This window comes from Promineifilum sp. (SeqCode) (genome assembly GCF_041918635.1).
GTDB lineage: Bacteria > Chloroflexota > Anaerolineae > Promineifilales > Promineifilaceae > Promineifilum.
The window spans coordinates 1-9297 of the sequence record NZ_JAYRVJ010000146.1 but is presented as its reverse complement, the minus strand read 5'-3'; the positions used below and the strand labels follow the sequence as shown (position 1 = coordinate 9297).

9 protein-coding genes are annotated in these 9297 nt (G+C 67.3%); 5 read left to right on the top strand and 4 right to left on the bottom strand.

Going from position 1 to position 9297, the window contains the following annotated elements:
* The coding region (locus ACE3UY_RS04805; protein WP_374686415.1) for a response regulator at positions 1-186 on the bottom strand (186 nt) is incomplete at its 3' end.
* Positions 187-319: 133 nt separating this feature from the next.
* On the opposite strand from ACE3UY_RS04805, the gene ACE3UY_RS04800 reads away from it, so the two are divergent.
* Positions 320-685 (top strand): response regulator, encoded by a 366-nt coding sequence (locus tag ACE3UY_RS04800; RefSeq protein WP_374686414.1) that lies wholly within the window; start codon positions 320-322, stop codon positions 683-685.
* A 174-nt stretch (positions 686-859) separates the two neighbouring features.
* Positions 860-1972 carry a hypothetical protein gene (locus ACE3UY_RS04795; RefSeq protein ID WP_374686413.1) on the top strand — a complete coding sequence of 371 codons (1113 nt, stop codon included), beginning with the start codon at positions 860-862 and terminating at the stop codon, positions 1970-1972.
* Positions 1973-2066: 94 nt separating this feature from the next.
* On the opposite strand, the gene ACE3UY_RS04790 is transcribed toward ACE3UY_RS04795, so the two are convergent.
* Together ACE3UY_RS04790 and ACE3UY_RS04785 are read right to left on the bottom strand one after the other, a co-directional pair.
* Positions 2067-2966: a DUF1269 domain-containing protein gene (locus ACE3UY_RS04790; RefSeq protein ID WP_374686412.1), complete on the bottom strand. Its 900-nt coding sequence runs from the start codon at positions 2964-2966 to the stop codon at positions 2067-2069.
* 329 nt (positions 2967-3295) lie between these two features.
* Entirely contained in the window at positions 3296-4522 is a 1227-nt protein-coding gene (locus ACE3UY_RS04785) for an alpha/beta hydrolase family protein (protein WP_374686411.1), read from the bottom strand.
* A 228-nt stretch (positions 4523-4750) separates the two neighbouring features.
* Between ACE3UY_RS04785 and ACE3UY_RS04780 the strand changes: the two genes are divergently transcribed.
* The 3 genes from ACE3UY_RS04780 to ACE3UY_RS04770 all read left to right on the top strand — a co-directional run bounded on the left by ACE3UY_RS04780 (position 4751) and on the right by ACE3UY_RS04770 (position 8768).
* Positions 4751-5362: a TetR/AcrR family transcriptional regulator gene (locus ACE3UY_RS04780; RefSeq protein ID WP_374686410.1), complete on the top strand. Its 612-nt coding sequence runs from the start codon at positions 4751-4753 to the stop codon at positions 5360-5362.
* 199 nt (positions 5363-5561) lie between these two features.
* Positions 5562-6797, top strand: a complete 1236-nt coding sequence (locus ACE3UY_RS04775) for a DEAD/DEAH box helicase (RefSeq protein ID WP_374686409.1) — start codon at positions 5562-5564, stop codon at positions 6795-6797.
* A 192-nt stretch (positions 6798-6989) separates the two neighbouring features.
* Complete coding sequence (locus ACE3UY_RS04770; RefSeq protein WP_374686408.1) at positions 6990-8768, top strand: choice-of-anchor D domain-containing protein; 1779 nt, start codon at positions 6990-6992, stop codon at positions 8766-8768.
* Between the two features lie 117 nt (positions 8769-8885).
* Here the strand turns inward: ACE3UY_RS04770 and ACE3UY_RS04765 are convergent.
* Positions 8886-9297 (bottom strand): TIGR00266 family protein (locus ACE3UY_RS04765; protein WP_374686407.1); only part of this gene is annotated, 412 nt, incomplete at its 5' end.

Here is a 9297-nt window from a genome sequence, read left to right as displayed (position 1 = left end):
GGTGATCAGCTCGACGCCGTCGACCTTCGGCATGAGGAGGTCGGTGACGAGGATGGACACCGGATGGCGGGCGAGCTGGGCGAGGGCCTCTTCTCCGTCGCAGGCCTCGAGCACGAGAAAGCCTGCGCGGCGGAACACGCGCCCCACCGCAGAGCGGAGCGGCGCCACGTCGTCGCAGATGAGCACCGTCGGCTTCTGGGCGGGGGTGGTGGGGGTGAGGGCGGGGGTGATGCTCGGCCGTAAGATTAAACCTGTGGTCTGGGCCCTGTGGTCTGTACTGACCAGTGGCCACTGACCACTCATCTGGGGAGCCTTTCACATGCGTGTTCTCATCGCCGACGAACGGTCGGCCCATCGTCGCGCGCTGCGGGCATTGTTGGAGCACGACCCGCAGTGCGAGCAGATCATCGAAGCGCCCGACGCGCCGAGCGCGTTGGCCGCGCTGCCTTTCGAGCCGGACATCATGCTGCTGGAGTGGGAGTTGCCGGGGCTGCCGGCGGCGGTGCTGCTGGATCGCTTGCGCCAGGAGCGGCCGGGGCTGGTCGTGGTCGTCATGGGCCGCCACCCTCGCGCCCGCGAGGCGGCGCTGGCCGCCGGCGTGGATCGGTTCGTCGATCTGGCCGAGCCGCCGGCGCACTTCATGGCCTGGTTGCACCAACTCTGCGCGACCCGTAGCGCGGCCTGATGGTAGGGGCGCACCGGCGTGTGCGCCCTGGAGCAGATACGCAGGGGCAGACACGCAGGTCTACCCCTGCTATTGACAACGGCGCGCCAGTTTCTAAAATCCTCTCTGGGAAACGATAATTCAATAACCGGCGAGTGGCGCAAAACGCCACCCATTGAAGGAGATCGTCACACCATGGCTGGCACTCGCGCCGCGCAATCCTCCTGGTGGATCGCTCTGAAGGCGATCTTGCTCTTTGTCCTCACCCTTCTGGCATTGTTGGGCCTGCTCGTGCTGGTCAGCGCCACAGACTCCTTCCGGCCCCTCCTCCTGGTGGCCGTCGTGGCGCTGGTGATCGGCGCGATCTGGGCCGGGGTGGGCCGTCTTGTACGACGCGGGCGCGCCGGGGCGCGCCCCTTCTGGCGGTCGTGGCTGAGCGCCTCCGGCGTGGTCGGACTGTTGGCGCTGGCGCTGCTGGCCGTTCCCCTGCTCGTCGTCATCACCATCAATGCCACCCGGCCGCTGGCCGTCCCCCGTGTGACGCTGACCGACGGCGAGCGAGAGGTCGTCTTCCAGGGAATGATCCACATCGGTTCGGCCCCTTATTACCAGGCCGTCGCTTTCGACATGACGCAGGCGGCCGATCTGGGTTACGTCCTCTTCTTCGAGGGGGTGCGCGCCGGCGCTCCAGAGAACGTGCAGCGCATGAACGAAATCCTGGGCACAAACGGGGTCAACCTGAATCAGGTCTACGACGCGTTCGCGCAGCAGTGCGGCCTGCACTTCCAGAACGAGTACTTCGGCGTGTTCTATGACGACATGGCGAGCAACCCCGACCAGTTTGTCAATGCTGACGTCAGTGTGGACGACATGATGGCCGAGTGGGATCGGCTGTTGCAGGAGCATCCGGAGTGGAGCGCGGCGCAGATCAATGAGCGACCCGAAGAGGAGGTGGATAACCGGCTCGACAGCATGATGGGCCGGCTGAACAGCCTGACGCCCGGCCAGCAGCGCCTGACGCAACTGGCCTGCCAGACCGTACTGAACGTCAATCTCGGCCAGCTAGGCGGCGAGAAACCGCCGTTCAACGAAAACGTGGTGGTGGACTTCCGCAACCGGAACCTGGCCGAGATGATCATGCAGCACCCGGCCGAGCGCCTCTACATCACCTATGGTTATGACCACTTTCGCGGCGTCTACAAGCTGTTGACGGAGGCCAACCCCAATTGGCGGATCGCCGACGTGGAGTGGCGGCAGGCGATAGACAATGCCACGGAACTGGAGCGGGAGTTGCAACTGGAGAATTAACGCTACCTAGACCGGACAGGTGGGCGGCCATCGGTTCCACTGCTGTGAGAACGTTTATGGCCGCCCAGCTGTCAGGTCTTTGTGAAAGGGCGGCTCAGATGGCCGGCGGGCGCAAATCGCCCACGCCCGCGCCGGGCGGGTTAATGTCTTCCTGAGCAACGCCGCCGCCCGCGTCGTCGCTGGGCAGCGCCTCGTTTCCAGCCACTTGCGCCGGCGTCGGCTGCGGGACGGGCTTGTTGGTCGCCGCGTCCGTCCAGGGGGAGTAGTCGGGCGTGGCCTGCGTGTCAGTGCTGGTCAGTAGCGCCGCCGACGATGCGCCGATGACGCTCTCCAGCTTCTCCTCATCGGTCGTCACGAACCCTTGTCCCTCGGGGGTCTCCTTCGCCCGGTGCGCCGCGTCCGAGCGTCCCGCGCCCAGGTCGCCAACCGCATCGGCCGCGCCGGCCACCGCGCCCTCGGCCCGGTCGGCCAGCGTGCGGGCCGCTCCCGCCAGGTTGCCCGACTGGAGCTGCTTCATAAAGTCCGTGCCGTGGGCAAACGGCTCGCGGGTGATGGAGCCGCCCAGGCTGACCAGCAACTCCTCGACCCCACCAAAGGTGCTATCCTCGACGATGGCCACAGCCGCGCCGGTCGCCATTTCCAGCGAGCGGCCGATAGCCTCCAGCCGCGGGTCGGGGATGCCCGTGTCGAGTTTCCTGGCGGCCACGCCGCCCAGCAGCGCGCCCAGCGCCGCCGTGCCCAGGGTGCTGCGCTTGCTGAACAGGCCGAGCACGCCGCCAATCAGCGCCCCGGTCGCCGCGCCCGTCTTCGTACCGATGTCGCCCGTCTCCTTGATGGTCAACTTGCCGGTGCTGTCCTTCGACACCAGGGCCGCCGCCGGCAGGCTGTCGCGCTCCGCCCGGTGGCGGGTCAGCAGGTGTTCCACGGCCTTGGCCGCGTTCGTTTCGCTGTTGAAGGTGGCGATGATGAGACTAAATCCACTTGTTTCGTTCATAGTTGTGGTACTCCTTATCGGGCGGTCTGGTTAACCGCCGCATGCTTGTAGGGCGATTTGGCAAATCGCCCCAAGATTGTAGGGCGGTTTGGCGAACCGCCTGCTGTTTTCCAAATGGTGAAGGGTTACGATGGGCTGGGCAGCGATGTTGTCCCACTATCCTACATCATAGCCGCAAACGGCGGGGCGCGAAAGGTGCATAAGGACTATTTCTCATGGGTAGGGGCGGGTTTGAAACCCGCCCCTACATAGTGACGGTGGCTGTAGAGCGGGTTGGCAACCCACCCCTACGAGGCGTTGGTTGTTACTGGAGCGGGTTCAAACCCGCTCTACAACACTTCATCCAGCCAATCGAACACCACCTGATAGACCAGCGGCAGGTTGTTCACCTGACAGTGAGCGTCCGCGCCCGTCTCCGGGGTGAAGAGGCGCTTGGCCTTGGCCGGGTGGGGCAACCGGTCGTACGCCTCGTGCGTCTGGCGGATGCACTCGGCCGGGTCGCCGCTGCCGGCCAGACACAGCGCCGGGCAGAGGATGCGCGCCGGGTCCACCGCGCCGCGCCGCATGATATCCATGTAGGCTGCCACGCTCGTCGCTCCCACCGTCCACAGCGCCTTCTGCAAGACGATGCGCGTGACCGGGTTGACGCGGGCGGCGGCCTTGACCAGCGTATCACCGACGAAAGCCGGCACGGCCCGCAGCGCCGGCGGCCACTCCGCCTCGAAGACGCGGTAGATGTCGTAGATGGGCGTGCTGAGGGCCAGCGCCGCCAGCCGCGGCTGCTCCACCGCGCCGGCCATCGTCAAATAGCCGCCGCCGCTGATGCCGTTGGCGGCGATGCGCGTCGCGTCCACGTCCGGCCGCGCCGCCAGGTAGTCGAGGATGGCCGCGAACACGTCGCGCGCCAGTTCGTCAGGCGCGCGGCCGTTCAGCAGCCGCGCCACGTCCAGCTCCGCCAGCGGCCCGGCCACCTGCGACGGCAAGTCCAGCAGCAACACGTGGTAGCCGCGCCGCGCGCCGGGTACGCCGGCCCAGAAGTACAGCTCCTCGGCGTAACACTCCCCGCCGCCGACCATGATCACCACCGGCCGCGCCGCGCCGGGCGGGCCGCCGTGCACCAGATAGCCCGGCAGCTGCCACGACCCGTAGGGGATGGCGACCGTCTCGACGGGCGGGGCGGCCAGCGCCGCGGCCCGGCGGAAGCAGGCGCGCAGGCGCTCCCAATTGGCCCGCAACCGTTCGTCGGGCGGTAGCAGGGTAGAAGCGGCGCGGTAGTAGGTCACGGCCCGCAACAGCGACTCGCGCGCCGAGACCGTGTGGCCGGCGGCCAGCGCCGCTTTGCCCGCCGCTTCCAACTGCTCGGCCAGCCCCCGCCACGCCGCGACCCAACTGTCGGGTCGCGCTTCGTCGATCTGGGCCGCCGCGCGCAGGCACTCGCCCACCGTTGCCCCACCGTGCGCCCCATAGCCAAGAAACTGGAGCAGGTAGAAGTCGAGGTCGGCGTTGCGGAAGAAGAGACGGCCGGTGTGGCGTTGGAAAATCTTCTGATCGTTCATGGCGCCTCCAAAGCATGGGACGCTGATAAACGCTGATTGGACGCTGATTTTCGCATAAGACGCTTATCAGCGAGAATCAGCGCGAAATCAGCGTCCCATTCTTGGTTCCTGTGCAACAAGATGTTGCATAAAACAAGCTCCGTTGCTAATCTCAGTATGATCGCGGACAGGGCGACCGTCAACGGGCAACCGGGGGCGGCCGTCGCTTAAGCAACAGAGGAGCGAACCATGTCGCCAAACCAGCCAACCGACGACCTGCGCGTGCGGCGCACGCGCAAGCTGCTGCGCGACGCCCTGGTGAGCCTGATGGCCGAGCGCGGCTTCGAGGCCATCACCGTGCAAGACCTGGCCGAGCGGGCCATGATCAACCGCGCCACCTTCTACCGCCACTACCGCGACAAGGCCGACTTGCTGGAGCGATGCATGGACGACGTGTTCGCGGAACTGGAGGCCAGCCTGGCCCCTCCGCCGCCGGTACTCGGCCGCCCCGCCTGGCCGCTGCTGGCCGACAACCTGACGCTCCTGTTCGAGCACGTGGCCGCCTACGCGCCGCTCTACCATCTGCTGCTGGGCGAGCGGGGGGCGGGCGCGTTCGTGGCGCGGGCGCGGGCGGCGCTGGCGGCGGCGGGCGCGCGCCGCTGGGAGGCGATGCGCCCCGCCCTGGCCGATCCGTTAGCGCCGCCGGAGATGACGCTGGGGTTCATCGCCTCGGCCGTGTTGGGGGCGCTGACGTGGTGGCTGGAGGCGGGCCAGCCGACCGACCCGGCAACGGCCGCGCGCCACCTGCTGACCCTCATCACCGTCGGGCCGTATCGGGCGTTGGGGATGCCTGTGGCCTGACTACGAACCGGGCGCGGATTTTGCCATAGGCCATTTTACATGAGCGCCGTCTCATGTGACTTGACACGGCGTGTCACCCCCTGCTATACTGCCCCCGGCATCGCGACCAGAGTGCCGGTTGCCACATATTGTTTTCGCAGACTTACAATCTCGGCTGGGAGTGCGACTTGGCTGAATGAAGTCCAAGGAGTTACTTTCAGTGAATTTTGAAGCACTGTCTTTCGACAGCCGTATCCAGGCGGGCATTCGTGACGCCGGATACACCACCCCCACCCCCATTCAGGAACAGGCCATGCCCCTTGTGCTGGCCGGGCGCGACATGCTCGGCCTGGCCCAGACGGGCACGGGCAAGACGGCGGCCTTCATGCTGCCCATCCTGCAACGCCTGACCACCGGGCCGCTGCGCCGCACGCGCGCCCTCATCATCGCCCCCACCCGCGAACTGGCGGAGCAAATCCATCAGACGGCCACGGTGCTGGGCCGTCACACCCGCGCCCGCAGCGCCGCCATCTACGGCGGCGTCGGCAAGGGGCCGCAGGTGGCTGCCCTCAAGCGGGGCACGGAAATCATCGTCGCTTGCCCCGGCCGTCTGCTCGACCACATCCAGGCCGGCGACGTGGATCTATCCCACGTCGAGGTGCTGGTATTGGACGAGGGCGACCGGATGCTCGACATGGGCTTCCTGCCCGACATCCGCCGCATTCTGAAACACGTGCCGGCCCAGCGCCAGACGATGCTCTTCTCGGCCACCATGCCGTCCGACATCCGCTCGCTGGCCGATAGCATCCTGACCGACCCGGCCACGGTGCAGGTGGACATCAGCGCCCCGGCCAAGACCGTCTCGCACGCGCTCTACCCCGTGCCGGAGACGCTGAAGGCCAAGCTGCTGCACGCCATGCTGGAGCAGACGCGCACCTCGCGCGTGCTGGTCTTCACCCGCACCAAGCACCGCGCCAAGCGGCTGGCTCAGGAACTCGACAAGCGCGGCTACCGCGTGGCCGCGCTGCAAGGCAACCTGTCGCAGAACCGGCGGCAGGAGGCCATGGACGGCTTCCGCCAGGGCAAGTATGACATCCTGGTGGCGACCGACATCGCCGCGCGCGGCATCGACGTCAATCTGATCTCGCACGTGGTCAACTTCGACATGCCCGACACGGTGGACGCCTACACCCACCGCATCGGCCGCACCGGCCGGGCCGAGGCGACGGGCGAGGCGGTGACCTTCGCTGTGGCCGACGATGAGGTGATGGTGCGCGACATCGAGCGGGTGCTCGGTAAGCCGATTGAGCGACGGCGGCTGGAGGGCTTCGACTACGGCGGATTCGCGCCGGAGCACCAGAAGCCCCTGCCGAAGCCCAGCGTCTACCGCTCGCGCAGCTTTCGCAGCAACGGCCGTGGCGGCCTCCCGCCCCAACCCGGCCGCCGCGCATCGTAAGAAGAAGCATCCGCAGATTACGCAGATTTGGCAGATTAAGAACCTCACGCAAAGTCCGCTAAGATCGCCAAGGACGCAAAGAAAGAAGAAGCCTTGGCGCTCTTGGCATCCTTTGCGAGCTTTGCGTGAGCTTCTTAGAAATCTGCGTAATCTGTGAAATCTGTGGATTCTTTTCGCAGGAGGTAGAGCGACGTGGTTGGCAAGAGCTTGCGACAATGCGGCGCGAGTATGATGGCGCTGCTCTTGTGGATCGGCCTGGCGCTCACGGCCACGGCCGCGCCGGACGATCCGGCAGGTGGCGTGACCGCCCCCAGCCCGTGGCTATCCCCTCTGGAGTTTCATTTCGGCCCTGTCGCCGTCGGCCAGACGGCCACACGGGCCGTCACCGTTCGTAACAGCGGCAACGCGACGCTGACGCTCGACGGCGGCGACACGCTGGCCCCCTTCGCGGCCAACACAAGCGCCTGCGCCGGCGGCGTGCCCCCCGGCGGCTCCTGCCAGGTCCTCTACACCTTCGCTCCCCGGGAGGCCGGCGACTTCGAGACGACGTCGGCCGGCGGCGGCAACGCCGGGGCGTGGGGCGTCCGGCTGCACGGCCGCGGCGTCGCCCCGCAACTGCGCGTCAATCCCCAGGCGCTCGACTTCGGCGGCGGCCTGCTGACCGACCTCTTCAACACGCAGAAGGTCACCCTGACCAACGTCGGCAGCGTGCCCATCCGGCCCATTCAGCCCGACGCGGCCCCGGAACCGTTCACGGTCGGTGGTAATTGCGCCAAGACGCTGGAGCCGGGGCAGTCATGCACCCTGGAGTTCGGCTTCGCGCCGTCGCTCTATGGCGTCTTCAACCGCCGCTGGACGGCCAAGACGGACGCGGGGCCTATCGCCGTCGATCTGTTGGGCCGCGTCTATACCGGAACTGTGGGAACCGGCCAGCGCGTTACCCCCCGCGCCCTCGACTTCGGTCCGGTGCGCATTGGCCGCGGCAGCCCGCCGCTGGTGGTGACCTTCTACAACCACGACCCCATCTATCCACTGACCAACTGGGATTTCAGTTGGGTGGTGGACGAGCTGCCGCTGACCTTCCGCTACAGCGAGAACTGTCCGGAGCAACTGCTCGGCGGGCAGTCGTGCGAGGTGACCATCACCTACGCGCCCCAGGTAACCCGGCGCGACGAGGCGCTGCTGACCGTGTTGACCTCGCAGGGCATCGTCAATCTGCGGCTGATGGGTTCGGGCGTAGGCTCCGACGTGGTGGCGCGCTCGCTCGACATCGATCTGGGTGCGCCGCCGCCGGCCGATGGGGCCACGACGGAAACGGTCGAGTTCGTCAATCAGGGGTTGGCCCCGGTGGATGTGGCCGCGCTGCGGGCGACCGCGCCGTTTGCCGCACAGGATGGCACGTGCGTCGGCAAGCTGGAGCCGGGCGAAACCTGCCAGGTCACAGCCCGCTATGATCCGGCCGACTACGGCCGCCACCACGGCGCGCTGACGCTGGTCACCGGCGACGGCGAGATACCCGTCCAGTTGGAGGGCGGGACGGTGACGCCCGAACTGCGCCTGGCCTTCGCGCCGGCCGCGGCGCGGGCCGGCGACATGGTGCGGCTGCTGTTGACGTTCGCCAACCGCGATCCGTTGCGCACGCTGTTCGGAGTGGGAGTGGACAGTCCGTTGCCGGCCGGCCTGGTGGTGGCCTCCCCAGCCATCAGCCACTCGCCGGCGTGCGGCCAACCGCGATTGACGGCGGCCGTCGGCGATTCGGCCCTGGTGTTGCGCGACGCCACGCTGATGGCCGGGGCGACGTGCGTGGTCGAGGTGAGCGTGCGGCCGGAGCGGGGCGGCGTCTATCCCTTCAGCGCGCGGCCCGACAGCAGCGCCGGCCCCGGCGCGCCGGCCGCGGCCCAACTGACGGCCACCGGCCCCGGCGGCGACCCGCCGCGCGTCTTCTACATTCCTTTAGCGGTCAGGCCGTAAGAAGATAATCCGCAGATTAGGCAGATTTGGCAGATTTGAAGAGGCGCGGATGGCGGTATCTTCACCCCTGCTCCCCCGCTCCCCTGCACAAATCTGCGTAATCTGCGGATCATTCTCTTAATTGCCGGTCGAGATATGCGTCTCGCGCGGCAGCTTGGGGATGAGCCAGCTCAGGAATTGGTCGGTGGAGCGCGTCTGGGCCAGCACGCGGCCAGGCCCGGTCAGGTCGACCACCAGCCCCTCGCCGCTGAACAACAGCGACTTCATGCCGCCGGCGACCTTGTGCACCTCGAAGCCAATCCCCTCGGTGAAAGCCACCAGGTGACCCGTGTCCAGCGTCACCGATTGGCCCGGCCCCAGGTTCATCTCGTGGATGGCCCCATAGGACGACAACAGCAACATCCCGCTGCCGGCGGCGCGCAGCATGATCAGTCCCTCCGAGGCGAAGAACGTCTTCGCCCCGCTCCACTTCGTATCCGTGGTGATGCCCATGCCCGACGCCAGATAAGAGCCGGACTGCACCAGCAGC